The 14,812-nt window shown below is 59.4% G+C and carries 15 protein-coding genes; 11 read left to right on the forward strand and 4 right to left on the reverse strand.

Annotated features, from left to right (window positions below; translation table 11 throughout):
- The first annotated feature begins 185 nt into the window (after nt 1-185).
- The 5 genes from ACZ5C3_RS07805 (at nt 186) to ACZ5C3_RS07825 (ending at nt 5,117) form a co-directional block, all read left to right on the forward strand.
- Nucleotides 186-1,421, forward strand: a complete 1,236-nt coding sequence (locus ACZ5C3_RS07805) for an acyl-CoA dehydrogenase family protein (RefSeq protein WP_464044628.1) — start codon at nt 186-188, stop codon at nt 1,419-1,421.
- Nucleotides 1,422-1,442: 21 nt separating this feature from the next.
- The gene (locus ACZ5C3_RS07810) at nt 1,443-2,504 is read left to right on the forward strand and encodes a phosphotransferase family protein (RefSeq protein ID WP_464036626.1); all 1,062 of its coding nucleotides are present in this window, start codon (nt 1,443-1,445) and stop codon (nt 2,502-2,504) included.
- 104 nt (nt 2,505-2,608) lie between these two features.
- Entirely contained in the window at nt 2,609-3,394 is a 786-nt protein-coding gene (locus ACZ5C3_RS07815; protein ID WP_464038287.1) for an SDR family NAD(P)-dependent oxidoreductase, read from the forward strand.
- 168 nt (nt 3,395-3,562) lie between these two features.
- Nucleotides 3,563-4,300, forward strand: coding sequence for a histidine phosphatase family protein (locus ACZ5C3_RS07820; protein ID WP_464036628.1), 738 nt, complete (start codon nt 3,563-3,565; stop codon nt 4,298-4,300).
- 49 nt (nt 4,301-4,349) lie between these two features.
- Nucleotides 4,350-5,117, forward strand: a complete 768-nt coding sequence (locus ACZ5C3_RS07825; RefSeq protein ID WP_464044629.1) for an SDR family NAD(P)-dependent oxidoreductase — start codon at nt 4,350-4,352, stop codon at nt 5,115-5,117.
- 141 nt (nt 5,118-5,258) lie between these two features.
- Here ACZ5C3_RS07825 and ACZ5C3_RS07830 read toward each other — a convergent pair whose 3' ends face one another.
- Nucleotides 5,259-5,390 (reverse strand): hypothetical protein, encoded by a 132-nt coding sequence (locus ACZ5C3_RS07830; RefSeq protein ID WP_464036630.1) that lies wholly within the window; start codon nt 5,388-5,390, stop codon nt 5,259-5,261.
- 148 nt (nt 5,391-5,538) lie between these two features.
- On the opposite strand from ACZ5C3_RS07830, the gene ACZ5C3_RS07835 reads away from it, so the two are divergent.
- Nucleotides 5,539-5,913 (forward strand): DUF3551 domain-containing protein, encoded by a 375-nt coding sequence (locus ACZ5C3_RS07835; protein ID WP_464036632.1) that lies wholly within the window; start codon nt 5,539-5,541, stop codon nt 5,911-5,913.
- 56 nt (nt 5,914-5,969) lie between these two features.
- Here ACZ5C3_RS07835 and ACZ5C3_RS07840 read toward each other — a convergent pair whose 3' ends face one another.
- On the reverse strand, nt 5,970-6,290 hold the full coding sequence (locus tag ACZ5C3_RS07840) for a hypothetical protein (RefSeq protein ID WP_464036634.1): 321 nt from the start codon (nt 6,288-6,290) through the stop codon (nt 5,970-5,972).
- A 212-nt stretch (nt 6,291-6,502) separates the two neighbouring features.
- Here ACZ5C3_RS07840 and ACZ5C3_RS07845 point away from each other — a divergent pair, with 212 nt between their 5' ends.
- Complete coding sequence (locus tag ACZ5C3_RS07845) at nt 6,503-7,330, forward strand: outer membrane protein (RefSeq protein ID WP_464036636.1); 828 nt, start codon at nt 6,503-6,505, stop codon at nt 7,328-7,330.
- A 301-nt stretch (nt 7,331-7,631) separates the two neighbouring features.
- Here ACZ5C3_RS07845 and ACZ5C3_RS07850 read toward each other — a convergent pair whose 3' ends face one another.
- Nucleotides 7,632-8,024, reverse strand: coding sequence for a hypothetical protein (locus tag ACZ5C3_RS07850; RefSeq protein ID WP_464036638.1), 393 nt, complete (start codon nt 8,022-8,024; stop codon nt 7,632-7,634).
- A 181-nt stretch (nt 8,025-8,205) separates the two neighbouring features.
- Nucleotides 8,206-9,012: an IclR family transcriptional regulator gene (locus ACZ5C3_RS07855; RefSeq protein WP_464036639.1), complete on the reverse strand. Its 807-nt coding sequence runs from the start codon at nt 9,010-9,012 to the stop codon at nt 8,206-8,208.
- Nucleotides 9,013-9,172: 160 nt separating this feature from the next.
- Between ACZ5C3_RS07855 and ACZ5C3_RS07860 the strand changes: the two genes are divergently transcribed.
- The 4 genes from ACZ5C3_RS07860 to ACZ5C3_RS07875 all read left to right on the forward strand — a co-directional run bounded on the left by ACZ5C3_RS07860 (nt 9,173) and on the right by ACZ5C3_RS07875 (nt 14,775).
- Entirely contained in the window at nt 9,173-10,789 is a 1,617-nt protein-coding gene (locus tag ACZ5C3_RS07860) for a GMC family oxidoreductase (protein ID WP_464036641.1), read from the forward strand.
- Nucleotides 10,790-10,829: 40 nt separating this feature from the next.
- Nucleotides 10,830-12,152: an MFS transporter gene (locus tag ACZ5C3_RS07865; RefSeq protein ID WP_464044630.1), complete on the forward strand. Its 1,323-nt coding sequence runs from the start codon at nt 10,830-10,832 to the stop codon at nt 12,150-12,152.
- Between the two features lie 214 nt (nt 12,153-12,366).
- A complete protein-coding gene (locus ACZ5C3_RS07870) occupies nt 12,367-13,413 on the forward strand; it encodes a helix-turn-helix transcriptional regulator (RefSeq protein WP_464036643.1) in 1,047 nt (348 codons plus the stop codon).
- Nucleotides 13,414-13,971: 558 nt separating this feature from the next.
- Entirely contained in the window at nt 13,972-14,775 is an 804-nt protein-coding gene (locus ACZ5C3_RS07875; RefSeq protein WP_464036645.1) for a class I SAM-dependent methyltransferase, read from the forward strand.
- Nucleotides 14,776-14,812 lie beyond the last annotated feature (37 nt).

Raw genomic sequence — 14,812 nt, forward strand, 5'->3', positions numbered from 1 at the left:
TTGTTTGGATGGCGCCTTGTAATTCAAACAAATGTATGAAATCAACCTAGCAGCAAGATTATCGTGCGGCAAGGCTGTTGCTGCGATCCGTTCACGTCAGCAAGGCTGACGTTCTTCTCTGGATGTGGACAGCCGGCCGACAGTGTTGCAAGACGATTTCCAATTAACAACAGTGAGGACGTCCCATGGACTTTACGATGTCGGATCGCCAGCGCGAGTGGCTGGAACGCGTGACCAACTTCATGAACACCCATGTGCGGCCGGCTGTTCCGACCTACAAGGAACAGGACGCGCAGGGCGACCGCTGGAAAGTCATTCCGGTCCTCGAAGACCTGAAGAAGAAGGCGAAGGCCGAAGGTCTCTGGAATATGTTCATGCCGCCGTCGTCGCACGAAGACGACGAATTCCGCGGTGCGGGACTGAGCAACCTTGAATACGCGCTGCTCTCCGAGCAGATGGGCCGCATCTCCTGGGCGTCCGAAGTGTTCAACTGCTCCGCGCCGGACACCGGCAACATGGAAGTGCTGATGCGCTACGGCACCAAGGAGCACAAGCGGAAGTGGTTGCGTCCGCTGATGGACGGCGAAATCCGCTCCGCGTTCCTGATGACCGAGCCCGCAGTGGCATCGTCGGATGCGACGAACATCGAAACCCGTATCGAGCGTGACGGCGATCATTACGTGATCAACGGCCGCAAGTGGTGGTCGTCGGGTGTCGGCGATCCGCGCTGCAAGATCGCGATCCTGATGGGCAAGACCGATTTCAACGCCGCGAGGCACCAGCAGCAGTCGCAAATTCTGGTGCCGCTCGACACCAAGGGCATCACGGTCGAGAAGATGCTCCCGGTGTTCGGTTTTGATGACGCGCCGCACGGCCACGCCCAGGTCAAGCTCGAGAACGTCCGCGTTCCGGCCAGCAACATCCTGCTCGGCGAAGGCCGCGGCTTCGAGATCGCGCAGGGCCGCCTTGGTCCGGGCCGCATCCATCACTGCATGCGCACCATCGGCAAGGCCGAAGAAGCGCTGGAGAAGATGGTGAAGCGCCTGTCGTCGCGCACCGCGTTCGGCAAGAAGATCATCGAGCATTCGGTGTGGGAGCAGCGCATCGGCGAAGCCCGCACCGACATCGAGATGAACCGTCTGCTCTGCCTCAAGGCTGCTGACATGATGGACAAGGTCGGCAACAAGAGCGCTCAGCTCGAAATCGCGATGATCAAAGTCGCGGCGCCGAACATGGCACTCAAGATCATTGATCAGGCGATCCAGGCATACGGCGGCGCCGGTGTGTCGGACGAAGCGGGTCTCGCCAAGGACTACGCAGGCATTCGTACGCTGCGGCTTGCGGACGGCCCGGATGAAGTTCACAATCGCGCCATCGCGCGGCTTGAACTTCGCAAATACGCGAACGCACCCGCCAAATAATCAACTGAAACGGGTAGAAGAATGGGTCTAGGGGTAAGGGACGACGCCGACTTTTCCGGCACCAAGCCGGTCGAGGAGCGTCATCGTATCGACGAAGCAAGTCTGGCGCGCTGGATGAGCGAACATGTCGAAGGTTTTGCGGGACCGCTCACGGTCTCGCAATTCAAGGGCGGTCAGTCGAACCCGACGTATCGCCTCGATACTCCAAAGACCTCTTACGTGATGCGGCGTAAGCCGTTCGGCAAATTGTTGCCGTCGGCTCACGCCGTCGATCGCGAGTTCAAGGTGATCGCAGCCCTACACAAGCAGGGCTTTCCGGTGGCGCGCGCTTATGCGCTCTGCATGGATGACACCGTGATCGGCGCGGCCTTCTACATCATGTCGATGGAAGAGGGCCGCGTATTCTGGAATCCTCAGTTGCCGAACCTTGCGGCCGACGAGCGGCGCGCGGTGTTCACGTCGAAGATCGAAACGCTGGCGAAGCTGCACAGCTACGAGCCTGAGAAGATTGGTCTCGGTGACTTCGGCAAGCCGGGCAATTATTTCGCGCGGCAGGTCGATCGCTGGACCAAGCAGTATCGTGCATCCGAGACCGACGTCATCCCGGAAATGGACAAGCTGATTGAGTGGCTGCCGAAGACGGTGCCGCAACAGACGCGCGTCTCCATCGTGCATGGTGACTACCGGCTCGACAACATGATCTTCCACGCGGATAAGCCGCAGGTGAAGGCTGTGCTCGATTGGGAACTGTCCACGCTCGGTGATCCGATGGCGGATTTCGCGTATCTGTTGATGCAGTGGGTGATGCCGGGCCTCGATGGTGCGGACCTCAAGGCGCTCAACATTCCGACCATGAAAGAGGCCGAGGCGATCTACTGCAAGGCGGCCAACGTGCCGCCGATCGAAAACCTCAACTGGTATTTCGCCTATAACCTGTTCCGCCTCGCCGGCATCGTGCAGGGCATCGCCAAGCGTATTGTCGATGGCACGGCAGCGAATGCCAAGGCGCAGGAATCCGCTGCGCGGCGCATTCCGCTGGCGCAGGCGTCATGGAAATACGCGCAGCTCGCCGGCGCAAGCTGACACGCACACACGCGATCGGGCAGGGCGCGGCATCACGCGCCCAAGCCATCTTATAGAGCTATCCTCATAAAAACGCTCGGGAGAACGTCATGTCAGGAGAACGGCTGGGCCGCCTCGAAGGCAAGTCCGTCATCATCACCGGCGCGGGCAGCGGCATCGGCCGCGCAGCGTCGCTCATGTTCACCAAGGAAGGCGCGAAGCTGATCGCGGTGGACAAGACCGAAGGCGTCAAAGAAACCCTCGAGGAGGTGCGCAAGGCGGGCGGCACCGCGGAAGCCATGATGCTGGACGCAGGCTCTGAAGACGATGTGAAGGCTTACATCGCCAAGGCGATCTCCACTTACGGCAAGCTCGATGCAATTTGGGCCAATGCCGGCATCAGCGGCGGTCTCGTGCCGCTGTCGGAGCAGACGCCGGAACACTGGGCCGAAATCTTGCGCGTCAACCTGATCGGCCCGTTCCTCGCTGTGAAACATTCCATGCCGCATCTGGTTGGGCAGGGCCACGGTGCGATTGTCTGCACTGCATCGGTCGCGGGCCTGAAGTCCGGCGCGAGCGGCCATCCTTATGCCGCCAGCAAGGCGGGCGTCATCAGCCTGGTCCAGACCACGGCTTATTCTCTCTCAGGCACCGGCGTCCGCATCAATGCAGTGTGCCCCGGACTGATCGAGACCGGTATGACCAAACGAATTTTCGACGGCGCGAAAGAGCGCGGCACTGAAGGCAAGATCGGCCAGCTTAATCCGCTCAAGCGCGCAGGCCAGCCGCACGAGATCGCGGCGATGGCGCTGTTCCTCGCCAGCGATGAAGCGTCCTACGTCAACGGCCAGGCGTTCCCGGTCGATGGCGGCCTCACTGCCTCGATGCCTTACGCCGGCAAACCGATCTGATCTAGTACCGCCGATTTGAAGTCCCTGCATCAGTTGTGGCTGACACGTTCAGGGACTTCAAATCGAAAGCGGTACTAGAAAAATAAAGTTGCTAGTACCCTTTGCTTTCCGAAGTTCGCAAAGCGGGTGCTGCGACGTATTACGAACTTCGGAAAGCGGGTACTAGGCATGTCGAGCCCCAGCGGAAAACCATTCGTCGCCCAACACGCAGTGCCTGCGGGCGTCACATCGACCCGCTGGTGGTGGGTGCGGCACGCACCAGTGCGCGAGGACGGCGGCAATATCTACGGGCAGGCCGATCTCGGCTGCGATTGCAGCGACAGGGCGGTGTTCGCAGGCGTCGCGAAGTTCCTGCCGAAGAATGCAGTATGGTATGCGAGCAACCTCAAGCGCACGCATCAGACGGCGGAAGCGATCTGGGCCGCGGGCCTGAACCCGCCGGCTGAGATGATCAAGGACAAAGCCTTCGCCGAACAAGATCTCGGCGAATGGCAGGGCAAGAATCGCGCGGCGTTCTTTGCCGCCCGTCCGGCGTCGATTGCGAGCTACTGGTTCGCGCCCGCCCATGAACGTGCACCGGGCGGCGAGAGCTTCAACGACCTGTCGGATCGCGCAGTCGCGGCGATCAAGCGCGTCAACGCCGAGCATGCGGGCAAGGATGTCGTTTGCGTCGCCCATGGCGGGACGATCAAGGCAGCGATCGCATTCGCGCTGGGGCTGGACGCTGGGGCTGGCTTTGCCTTCACCATCGACAATTGTTCGGTGACGCGGCTGGACCATCTCGCGAGCGACGGCCACAGCGGCTGGCGCGTACCGATGATCAATCAGCAGCCGTGGATCGCAAGTCCCGCGCACGATGCCATGCATCAGCCTGCCGGGCCGGAAGTCGCGACCAAGCTCGGATAATCAAAACTGTCGGCGCAATAGCCGAAATACATTTCAGGGAGAGAAACGCATGACCTTGTTCGATCTGACCGGCAAAGTTGCCGTTGTCACCGGCTCGACCCGCGGCATCGGCCGCGCCATCGCCGAGCGCATGGTGGAGCACGGCGCCAGGGTCGTCATCTCGTCACGCAAGCAGGATGTCTGCGATCAGGTGTCGAAGGAGATCAACGAGCAGTACGGCAAGGGCAAGACCATCGCGATTGCCGCCAACATCTCCAGCAAGGAAAACCTGCAGAACCTTGTCGACGAGAGCAACCGCGCCTTTGGCAAGATCGACGTGCTGGTCTGCAACGCGGCGTCGAATCCGTACTACGGCCCGATGGCAGACATCTCCGATGACCAGTTCAGCAAGATCCTGAGCAACAACATCATCGCCAACAACTGGCTGATCAGCATGGTGGTGCCGCAGATGATCGAGCGCAAGGACGGTTCGATCATTATCGTTTCGTCCATCGGCGGCTTGAAGGGCTCGACCACCATCGGCGCGTACTGCGTCTCGAAAGCGGCCGACATGCAGCTCGCGCGCAATCTCGCCTGCGAATATGGCAAGCACAACATCCGCGTGAACTGCATCGCGCCCGGCCTGATCAAGACCGATTTCGCCAAGGCGCTGTGGGACAACCCCGAAACGCTGAAGAACTCGACCGCGCGTTCGCCGCTGCTGCGCATCGGCATTCCGGACGAAATCGCAGGTGCAGCCGTGTTCCTCGGCTCCGCCGCTGGCAATTTTATGACTGGCCAGTCGATGGTGATCGACGGCGGGGCGACCATCAGCTGAGGCGGCTCGCGATCAGCACCCCGGCTTCTCTCGGCTTTTCAGATCTATTGCGCCGCGGCAGATGTCACTGTCGCGGCGCTTTGATTTTGCGATAATGACGCAACGGCAGATGTTCCTTTGCTCGCGCAATGTGCCGAATGCTTACGTCAGAAACAGTAAGCACGCACCAGCCAACGCCAGCGGAGCCATACATATCGCGCCCAGCACCAGCGGCGCCGTATCGACCTCGGTCTCAGTGTTCCCAGTTGTGTGATCTGACTTGTCTTCGCGCATGTGACCTCCAGATGATCTAAAGCGTCGGCGCGGCGTACGTTCCTGCGTTAAGCGCATGCGCAACCCGAAAAAATGTCGAAGCGGGTCAAGGAGTGTCAGGAACGATCAAGCTGGTTTCTGTTTTTCCCAGCAGTGGAAAGGAAAACAAATGTGGAAATCATCATTGGCGATCTCGGCGTTCGTCGCGTCCTTGGCTGCGTTGTCGTCTCCGGCTGCGGCACAGGACTATCCGTTCTGTCTGCGCACGAGCGATGAAGCAGGGCCGGGAACGTGTTATTATCGAAGCTACGCGCAATGCAACGCAGCGGCGTCAGGGATTAATGCCTACTGCTATCGCAATCCGCGGATGGCTTACGGTTCCTATGATCGGCCGATGCGCTACGTGCCGGGACCGGGCATTCCGGGAAATCCCTATCCGGGCTACGGGATTCCGGGAAATCTCTATGCAGGCGGGGGCCCTTACGGGGCCAATCAGGCAACCAATGGCCCGAAAGCCAGCAACGAGATTGCCGGCGGCCGCTAGCCGGGCGACATAGGCGCGATCCTAATTGACTGCGACACCGCTCGCCAGCGAATGACTTACGAGCGGTTCCTCCCGTCGATGTACCGAGCCCCTATAAACCAGTTGGCTCCGGCCAGAGCCGCGTACGACAGGACGATCAAAGAAAGTGCGGCCGGAAGCGACAACAGGTTTCGATAATGGGCCTGATGGATGACAACGCCGATCGAAAGCCATGACGCATTGGTGATCCACCAGGATGCGACGCTCAACGCCCGAAGGCGAAGATTGGGGGCCCGGGCGCCGGAGCGAAATACGGCCAGCACCAGCGTCCCAATCCAGATGACAATCAAAGTGGGTACCGAGTCCGACAGGTCCATAGCTGCGCCCGAATTGATCATAGCTTTGTCGCGCGATTGCGCGCGCCGGTTCGATCCCGCTTGAGAGCAAAGGAGAGGGCAGCGATCAGGCCTTCGCGTGTGGCCGAATAGAGACGATGACTTCAAATCGTGGAAAACATCGTCCTGTCCTAACCGCGTTGCCGACCAGTCCAAGCCGCGCGTGGCGATCAACTGTATCGATATGAGTCCAGACTCACACCGGTATGATGACGATGAAATTTGCAGCGCGGCTTTCTCCAGTGGTGACGATCTTGGCCGCTGTCACGACAGCACACGCCGCCGACGTTGGCACGCGAACCTATGCCAAGGCACCGATGATCGATCCGGCGTACAACTGGGCCGGATACTATGCCGGTGTGAACGCAGGTTATGGATGGAGCAATGATTCTGTCCACATCGCCGGTACTCCCAACTTTGACGCATTTGTTGGGCTGGCGATCGATCCGGTGATTGCAAGCAACGCAAAGGGCGCTCTTGGCGGTGTTCAGGCCGGCTACAACAATCAGATCAATCAATTCGTTTGGGGCGTAGAAGCCGACTTCGACTGGGCAGACATCAAGAGAGCGCAAACGGATGTCCGTCCCGCTGTTGGCGGGGGCGCAACGCTGTTCACGACGGCGGGAGCACAGAAGCTTGATCTGTTCGGGACCGTGCGCGGGCGCATGGGCTGGACGTTCGACCGCCTGATGATTTTTACCACCGCTGGTCTCGCTTACGGTCACGTACGCGTCTCGAACATTACGGGCTCGGTAGGTGGTGGGGGCACGTTCTGTGATGGCGGCGGATTTGCCGACTGCACCAATGCATCATCGTCAAAGACGTTGGTCGGCGCGGCTTTTGGCGCGGGCCTGGAGTGGGCCTTCGCCGGCAATTGGAGCACGAAAGCAGAATATCTTCACTATGAACTGGGGAGCGTGTCCTACACCGCAATCAATGCGGGAAATCCGCTAAATCCCTATTCCATCAAACATGATGTTTTCGGTGACATTGTCCGCGTCGGCCTGAACTACAAATTCGGCGGGACTGCCGCCGCCTACTGATCCACCAAAAGAACTCAAGCCGCTTCAACTTAAGCCGCTTAACTTCAGCCCGGCTTCGCGCCGGGCTTTTCATTTGTCCAATTGCCGGTGACTGGCTTCTGCCCTGGAGGCGGTGGTCACTACGGCATGTCGACAGCGGACAATATGGCACGTTCTTCGGCGATCCGGTCGGCCAAGCTTCTTCGATGCCTCATTCAAGCCTTACATGCAGACCGTCAGCAGCTCGCTGGTCTACCGCTTCAACTTGGGTGGCCGCTAATCGTGAAGTCCTGACAAGCGTTCCGGTAGGCACGCAGCCTGTTCAGCCCTTCGCCTTGGCCGTCTTCGCTTTCTTAGCGGAGGCCTTCTTGGGGGCTTTGGCCGGTTTCGCAGCCTTCACAGGCTTTGTCGCCTTATCCTGCTTGGCAGGCGCAGCCGCAGGTTTGGAGGCTGCATCTTCGGCGGCCTTGCGCATCGCGCGGGCGTAGCTGTCGGCGACGTTGTCGGCGGACATCTGCAGACGCTTGGCGGCAGCGGAGCCGAGCTCCATCGCGTCCTTGGCGAGCTGCTTGTACCGCTCCTTCGCGTCCTTGGTCTTTGCCTTGGCCGCGAGTTGCAAATAATGGTCGCGCCGCTCCTTGGTGGCTGCAACCAGGCTCTTGTTCTGTTCTTTCGCAACGCGCCGGATAACGACGTCCAGATCGGCTCCCGCCATGTACTCTTTCCCTTTGTTCTCAGTCCGCAGCGTTCTAGCCGATCCCGATCGTCATTTCATTGGCGATGACGGGATCGCCCACAGGCGTGCGTAATCGGGCCACCGGGGCCATGCTGCGGCGCATTCTAGGGGGCTTGAGTTTCCGGCGTGTTAACCCGGCGGGGGGCTGTCGGGCGTCACCCTATGACATGGGCTGCAGGACGGCGCTGTCAGCGGGCTGCGAGACCGAGACGGGCGCTAGCGATTTCTCTATCGCCCGAGCGGCGCGCTTCAGGGCAGGCACGAACGAGAGGGCACGTTCGAGCGGAAGTCGCGTAATCGGCCCGTGCACGGCCACGGTGGCGCAAAGGCGATTGCGCGCGTCGTAGATCGGGACAGCAGCGGCCGCCATGCCTTCCATGAACTCGCCGTTGTCGGTACCGACCGCCGTCTTGCGGATCGTGGCCACCGCACTTTCGATTTGTGCCGCAGTCGTCAGAGTGTGTGGCGTGTAGCGCTGCAGCGGCTGCGAGCGCAGCAGCGTCTTGCGTAGCGACGGCGCGAAGGCGAGAAAGATCTTGCCGCTCGCCGTGCAATGCAGCGGCACATGCGAGCCGATCTTCAGGCGGAATTGCAGCGGCCAATCGGACTCCACGCGATCCAGATAAATCAGGCGATCACCGTCGATCATGGTGATGTTGCAGGTCTCGCCGATCTCTTCAACGAGCGATGAAAGAATCGCACGACGGGGCGCCAGCGCGAATGAATGGCGCATGCCGTCGAGCGCGAGACTCGTAAGGCGATGGCCGATTTCGTAACGCCGCCCATCCACTGCGCGCCGCACGAAGCCGAGCTGTTCGAGCAGCGAGACGAAGCGATGCGTGGTCGCTTTCGGCAATTGAATCGCTGACATCAGTTCGCTGAGCGTCGGTGGTTCATCCGCTTTCGCGATGATCTCGAGCAACAGCAGTGCGCGTTCTGAAACCGAAGAAGTCGTTTGCATCGTCATCGCTAGTGTCCCGGTTCTAACGTTCGCATTTCTTTGCAGCGATCTCACTAGCCGTCCCAATGGATGAGTTCGCGAGGATTCATCCACGTTGACAGAAGTGAGTATGACATTCAACTTTTTAGGACAAAACGTCTCAATAAATGGAATTATTGGGTAGGGAATGTCAGAGCAGGTGGAATACATCGTTGTGGGTGCTGGATCGGCGGGATGCGTGCTCGCCAATCGCCTCAGTGCCGATGGCAAGAACAAGGTGCTGCTGCTCGAAGCAGGACCGAAGGACAACTATCTCTGGATCCACATTCCCATAGGTTATGGGAAGACGATGTTCCACAAGGCCTACAACTGGGGCTTCTACACAGACCCCGAGGCCAACATGAAAGATCGCCGCATCTACTGGCCGCGTGGACGCGGCCTCGGCGGCTCAAGTTCCATCAACGGATTGATTTTCATTCGCGGCCAGCGCGAGGACTACGATCACTGGGCGCAGCTCGGCAATGCGGGATGGGACTGGAACAGTATCCTTCCGTACTTCATCAAGTCGGAACACAACAGCCGCGGCGCGAGCGAGACGCACGGTGGCAGCGGTCCACTATGGTCGTCCGACATCGTCGACAAGAATGAATTGATGGAAGCGATCATTCGCGGTGCGGGCGAACTCGGCGTGCCGCGCACGAACGATTTCAACGGTGGCGATCAGGAAGGCGTCGGTTACTTCCAGCTGTTCACGCACAACGGATGGCGCATCAGTTCGGCGGTGGCGTATCTCAAGCCCGCGAAGGGGCGCGCCAATCTGCGCATCGAGACCGATGCGCAGGCCACCGGGCTGATCATGCAGGGCAAGCGCGCGGTCGGCGTCAGATACATCCAGAATGGCGTGGTGAAGGAAGCGCGCGCCGCGCGGGAGGTGATCCTCTCCGCAGGTGCATTGCAGTCACCGCAACTGCTGCAGCTCTCCGGCATCGGTCCCGCGTCGCTGCTGCAGAGCCACGGTATTGACGTCGTGCATGATCTGCCGGGCGTCGGGCGCAATCTGCAGGACCATCTGCAATTCCGCCTGATGTTCCGCGTCTCGAAGCCGATCACCACAAATGACGATCTGCGTTCGCTAGCGAGCCAGGCGCGCATCGGCCTGAAGTGGCTGATGAAGGGCACCGGGCCACTCGGCATCGGCATCAACCAGGGCGGCCTGTTCGCGCGCGTACTGCCGGGATCGACGACACCGGACATCCAGTTTCACTTCAGCACATTGTCGGCGGATATGGCTGGCGGCAAACCGCACGACTGGTCCGGCTGCACCTTCTCGGTGTGCCAGCTTCGGCCGGAGTCGCGCGGCGTCGTCGAGATCAAGTCGACCGATCCGCTGGAGCCGCCGTCGATGCGGCCGAATTACCTCGCTGCGGAAACCGACCGCATCTGCGCGGTGGAGTCGATCAAATATGCCCGCCGTCTTGCGACAACGGATGCGCTGAAAGACTACATCGAAGGTGAATACAAGCCCGGCGCGCTGGTGCAGTCCGACGACGAGATTCTCGATTTCGCGCGTGGCAACGGCGCGACGATTTTCCATCCCTCCGGCACCTGCAAGATGGGGTCTGACCCCATGGCTGTGACCGATGCACGCCTGCGTGTGCATGGCATCGACGGGCTGCGCGTTGTGGATTGCTCGATCATGCCGACGCTGGTGTCCGGGAATACTCATGCACCGGTGGTGATGATCGCGGAAAAAGCCTCCGACATGATTCTCGCGGACGCAAAAGAAAGTTCGATGGCGGCTTAAGAGACGAAACGACAAACAAAATGAAACGGGGAAGGAAACAATGGAAAAGGACGCATTGCTCAAAAGGGTGGTTATCGCCTCGCTAATCGGGGCGACGGTGGAATGGTACGACTTCTTCCTTTACGGAGTGGTCGCAGGCATTGTCTTCAATCAGCTTTATTTCCCGGCGGGCGATCCGGTGATCGCGACGCTGTTGGCCTACACGACATTTGCCGTGGGCTTCGTCACACGCCCATTGGGTGGCGTGATCTTCGGCCACTTTGGCGATCGCATCGGCCGCAAGAGCATGCTGGTGCTCACGCTGATGATCATGGGCGTTGCGACGTTCCTCATCGGTTTGGTGCCGACTTATGCGCAGATCGGAATCTGGGCGCCGATCCTGTTGTTGATGCTGCGCATTCTGCAAGGCATCGGTCTCGGCGGCGAATGGGGCGGCGCGGTGCTCATGACGTATGAGTACGCGACGCCAGACAAGCGCGGCTTTTATGCGAGCCTTCCGCAGATCGGCCTCGCCATTGGCTTGTGTCTCGCGTCAGGCGTCGTCGCGCTATTGTCCTATTCGCTGACCAACGAGCAGTTCCTCGCCTGGGGCTGGCGCATCGCCTTTGTGCTGAGCTTCGTGCTGGTGCTGATCGGGCTCTATATCCGGCTCAACATCATGGAGACGCCGGAATTCGCCAAGCTGAAAGACAGCCGCAAAGAGGTGAAAGTGCCGTTCGCCACGATGATCCGCGAATATCCAAGGGAGATCATCGCCGGAATGGGCGCGCGTTACATCGACGGCGTGTTCTTCAACATCTTCGGTGTGTACTCGATCGCGTATTTGACATCGCAGCTCAAGATCCCGCGCACGGAAGCGTTGCTCGGCGTCTGTACCGCAGCGCTCTTGATGTGCGTGTTCATTCCGTATTTCGGCCGTGTGTCAGATCGCATCGGCCGCACCAGAACCTACTTCTGGGGATCGTTGATCACCGGCTTCTCCGCGCTGCCGGCGTTCTATATCTGGATGACCTTTCCCGGCCAGCCGCTGCTGGTGTGGGCGGCGTTGATCATTCCGTTCTCGATCTTCTACGCCGCGGTGTACGGACCGGAAGCAGCGTTGTTCTGTGACCTGTTCGGACCGCACGTGCGCTACACGGGCATCTCGTTCGTCTATCAGTTCTCAGGCATCTTCGCGAGCGGACTGACGCCGATCATCGCCACGTATCTCGTGCAGCGCTACGCGAGCAATGCGGGGTGGGCGATCGCATGGTATTGCGTCTTTGCCGGTGTCGTCTCCGCACTGTCGGCAGTATGGATTAGCAGTCTTGCGAGGGCGCGGCAGCGGGAAGAACAACTGGTGGCGAAGCCGCTCGCGGCGTGACGCCAATACGCTTCGCGCGTCAACTCTCAATATGACAAGCAAATGGCCCGGCTCTGCCGGGCCATTTTTTGTTGGCGTGCCGGTTGTTGCCTTTTAAAAACCGTAAAGCGTTTCGACGGTATAATGATACAATTGTATTATTGACGCGTTATTGGCGATGAGAAATTTGGAATTGTCCCGACTGGATCAAACGCTGAATCGGCTCGGAGAAGCCGTGATCGATCCGTCTGTCTGGCCGGACTTGATGGAAGGCATCTCGTCCGGTGTGGGCGCGACGGGCGCCATTCTCCTGCAAAGCGACAGCCGTACTCCAGATGTGCCGCACACATCGGGGGTCCATGACCTCAGGTCAGCCTATTTCGGAGAAGGCTGGCATACGAAAGACCCGCGAGCCGAGCGCGCTGTACCGCTGTTGGTCGGGGGGCATCCGGTCGTCGTGGATGCCGATATTTTGGGGCCTGATGATATCGCACGCGATCCACTCTACAGGGAATGTCTGGCGCCTCACGGTTTCACCTGGTTTGCTGTCGTTGGGTTTAGTGCTGGCGGTGCTCATTGGGGTTTAAGCATCCAGCGCACTGACGCAGAAGGGATGTTCACTGAAGCCGAGAAGCAAAACCTCGCGCCGTTGTCTCAAAGGTTGACCGAAGTCGCTACACTCTCCGCGGCAGTTGGGCGCATCGCGCTGTCAAGCGGTATCAACGCGCTGGAGCATATCCGGAAGGCGGCCATTGCTATTGATCGCTTCGGAAACGTGCTCGATGCGAACAGCGCGGCCTTCAATGCGTTCGATGATGAGTTCAACATTCGGCAGCGGCGGATCGTCGTAAAGGACAAATTGGCCAACGCCCGGTTTGAAAGTCTGTTCGAGAGACTGCGGAAGGCGCGGGACATGGATGTCATTGCGGTCGAGCCGATCGTCATCCGCAGAACTGGTGTGAAACCGACAGTTGTTCGCCTGATGCCGGTTCATCCTGCCGCCAAGTCTCCCTTTCTTGGGGCGCGGGCGCTGCTGGTGTTCACGCCACCCGAGGCGAAGAAAGTCATTCAGCCTGCCGTGCTGGTGCAAGCTTTCAGACTGACCGGCGCCGAAGCTCGTCTGGCAGCCGAGCTTGCGGAAGGCGCAAGCATCGAAGAGATCGCGCTGAAATTCGGCGTCAGCCGGGACACCATCCGTAACCAGCTCAAGGTGATCTTTTCAAAGACCGGTACCCATCGTCAGGCTGAACTCGTTCTGCTGCTGAATCAATTCAAGTCCTGAGAGCGTCGGACTCTCGATAGGACAAGCAAATGGCCCGGTTCTGCCGGGCTATTTTTGTTGGCGATGATCTGCTTGGCGATGATGTGTCATGGTCTGCGAGAAGAATGACGACGACATAATCTGAGCATTTTCGTCAAGTTGAGACGCCCCGTTCTTTATCCATTCAATTGATTTGCTTCAGTTGTGTAACGAACTGCAGGCAATCTGCCGTGCCGCGTTCACCTTGCCGCCAAAGTTCGGCCCTCACAGCATGTTCACTTGCTTTCATTCCGTGCCGTGCATGACCGATCCTGATTGCGTTGTGCCGAGAACAAAGTCCAACTTTAGCGGGTTTGCCAAAGCGAGATCTGCGCATTTCGCAGGAGGTTGTCGCCAGACGGAATCTCGATCGCTGTTGGTAAAGTTGAGATACAGAGGCTGGATTTGGTTGATATCAACGCGTTGCTTTGTTGTCCGAGGTGCCGCTCGGAATTGCATCTGGACAAAAACCCAATTCGCTGTGCCGGAACCCACTGCATCTTTTCGCGGGAAGGATTTCCTCGCGCGTCCGATCAGCCGGTGCTGATTGATTTTGAGCGCAGCATCTTCGACCGCTCGGCTTATCACGATCACCGTGGCTCGGTGTTCAAGCGTGATGATACTGGAAAAGGTCTCCGCGTCCGCGCCCGCCGCTTGTTGACCGGGGCCAACCCCGTGACGCCGACCAAGTCACGCGAGATGATTGCGATGATGAAGCGCTACACGCCGCGGCCTGTCGTTCTCGTTATCGGTGGTGGAGCAATCGGCGCGGGAGCGGATTCGCTTTACAAAGATACCGCCATCGAGGTTGTGGGAACAGACGTCTACGCGTCGCCGAACACCAATGTGGTGGCGGATGGTCATTTCCTGCCGTTTCGTGATGCGATGTTCGACGGTGTCTGGATTCAGGCGGTGCTTGAACATGTGCTTGAGCCGCAGGCGGTGGTGGAGGAAATCCATCGCGTGCTGAAGCCGAATGGCGTGGTCTATGCCGACACACCTTTCATTCAACAGGTGCATGAGCAGGCGTACGACTTCACGCGCTTTACGCTCAGCGGGCACCGCTGGCTGTTTCGCCGCTTCGAGGAAATTGACTCGGGTGCAGTGGGCGGAGCAGGGAAGGCGCTTGTGTGGTCGCTGCGCTATGTTGCGCTGTCAATGGGCCTTGGTACGCGTTTGGCGACGGCTGTCGCTTTGCCGTTCTTTTGGCTACGCTTCATCGACGGCTTTGCAAAGCCGGGTCCAAAATCGGATGCGGCCAGTGGCGTGTTCTTTTTCGGCCGCCGGTCAGACCGCGAGCTAAAAGCCAAAGATATGCTGCGCTACTACGCCTCGAAACGCTGACGGCGCGATAGCGCGAGCCTTTTAAATGCTGATGGCG

Source organism: Afipia dichlorophenoxyacetatis, assembly GCF_055386385.1.

Bases quoted from the DNA above. Each gene is read 5' to 3' on its own strand.
- ACZ5C3_RS07805 (WP_464044628.1), top strand. From the start codon at position 186: ATGGACTTTACGATGTCGGATCGCCAGCGCGAGTGGCTGGAACGCGTG.
- ACZ5C3_RS07810 (WP_464036626.1), top strand. From the start codon at position 1,443: ATGGGTCTAGGGGTAAGGGACGACGCCGACTTTTCCGGCACCAAGCCG.
- ACZ5C3_RS07820 (WP_464036628.1), top strand. From the start codon at position 3,563: ATGTCGAGCCCCAGCGGAAAACCATTCGTCGCCCAACACGCAGTGCCT.
- ACZ5C3_RS07825 (WP_464044629.1), top strand. From the start codon at position 4,350: ATGACCTTGTTCGATCTGACCGGCAAAGTTGCCGTTGTCACCGGCTCG.
- ACZ5C3_RS07830 (WP_464036630.1), bottom strand. From the start codon at position 5,390: ATGCGCGAAGACAAGTCAGATCACACAACTGGGAACACTGAGACCGAG.
- ACZ5C3_RS07835 (WP_464036632.1), top strand. From the start codon at position 5,539: ATGTGGAAATCATCATTGGCGATCTCGGCGTTCGTCGCGTCCTTGGCT.
- ACZ5C3_RS07840 (WP_464036634.1), bottom strand. From the start codon at position 6,290: ATGATCAATTCGGGCGCAGCTATGGACCTGTCGGACTCGGTACCCACT.
- ACZ5C3_RS07845 (WP_464036636.1), top strand. From the start codon at position 6,503: ATGAAATTTGCAGCGCGGCTTTCTCCAGTGGTGACGATCTTGGCCGCT.
- ACZ5C3_RS07850 (WP_464036638.1), bottom strand. From the start codon at position 8,024: ATGGCGGGAGCCGATCTGGACGTCGTTATCCGGCGCGTTGCGAAAGAA.
- ACZ5C3_RS07855 (WP_464036639.1), bottom strand. From the start codon at position 9,012: ATGACGATGCAAACGACTTCTTCGGTTTCAGAACGCGCACTGCTGTTG.
- ACZ5C3_RS07860 (WP_464036641.1), top strand. From the start codon at position 9,173: ATGTCAGAGCAGGTGGAATACATCGTTGTGGGTGCTGGATCGGCGGGA.
- ACZ5C3_RS07865 (WP_464044630.1), top strand. From the start codon at position 10,830: ATGGAAAAGGACGCATTGCTCAAAAGGGTGGTTATCGCCTCGCTAATC.